The 988-nt window shown below is 76.9% G+C and carries 1 protein-coding gene; it reads left to right on the forward strand.

The annotated features are described in order from the left end of the window. Nucleotides 1-988, forward strand: a 988-nt coding sequence (locus DMH12_RS38600; RefSeq protein ID WP_125495870.1) for a CAP domain-containing protein, incomplete at both ends; no start/stop codon positions are given.

Below are 988 nucleotides of genomic sequence, written 5' to 3' on the forward strand. Positions count from 1 at the left end.
ACCCCGAAGTCCCGGGCGAGTCCGGCGAGTCCGTCGGCGTACCCCTGGCCCGGTTCACCCCCGCGCGCCCCGGGCAGGAGACCGTGCTGCTGCTCGCGGAGCTGTACCGGCGCGGCGAGCGCTGGAAGCTGCGCGCCCTGGGCCAGGGGTACGCCGACGGACTCGCCGGACTCGCCCGGGACTTCGGGGTCGACGTGATCGACGACGCCCCCGTGCCGCACGGGACGCCGGCCGAGTCGCCCGTGCCGGCCGCAGACGCCGACGGCCTCCTCGGTCTGGTCAACTCCGCCCGGACGGCGGCCGGTTCCCCGCCGCTCACCGCGGACGCCCGGCTGGTCTCCGCGGCCGGCGCGCACGCCGCCGCGATGGCCGCCGCGGGCACGCTGAGCGTCGAGACGCGGGACGGCGTCTCCGTCCATCAGCGCGTCGTCTCCGCCGGGTTCGCCTACCTCACCGTCGGCGAGCACCTGGTCTCCGGCCCGCGCACCCCCGCCGAGTTCGTCTCGTACTGCCTGGGCACCGAACGCACCCGGCGCACGCTGCACGACACCGCCTTCACGCACGCCGGCTGGGGCCACGCCACCGGCGGGCCCTCCGGAGACACGTACTGGACGGCGCTGTGGGCGGTGCCGCTCACAGCGGACGGACTGGACCGCACCACGGCGGAGGTCGTCGCCCTCACCAACCGGGAGCGGGCCGGGGCGGGACTGCGCCCGCTGGCCGTCGACGCCGCTCTGACCCGGGCCGCGCAGGCGCACAGCGCGGACATGGTGGCCCGCGACTTCTACGCCCACACGGACCCCGACGGCGGGAAGCCCTGGGACCGGGCCGCCGCCGCGGGAGCCGCCCGGCGCACGGTCGGCGAGAACATCGCCTGCGGGCAGCGCTCCGCGGCCGACGTGGTCGAGGGCTGGATGAACAGTCCCGGGCACCGCGCCAACATCCTCGAGACCGACTTCACCCACATCGGGGTCGGGCTGGCCGGGGG

The organism is Streptomyces sp. WAC 04229 (assembly GCF_003947455.1).
Lineage (GTDB): Bacteria > Actinomycetota > Actinomycetes > Streptomycetales > Streptomycetaceae > Streptomyces.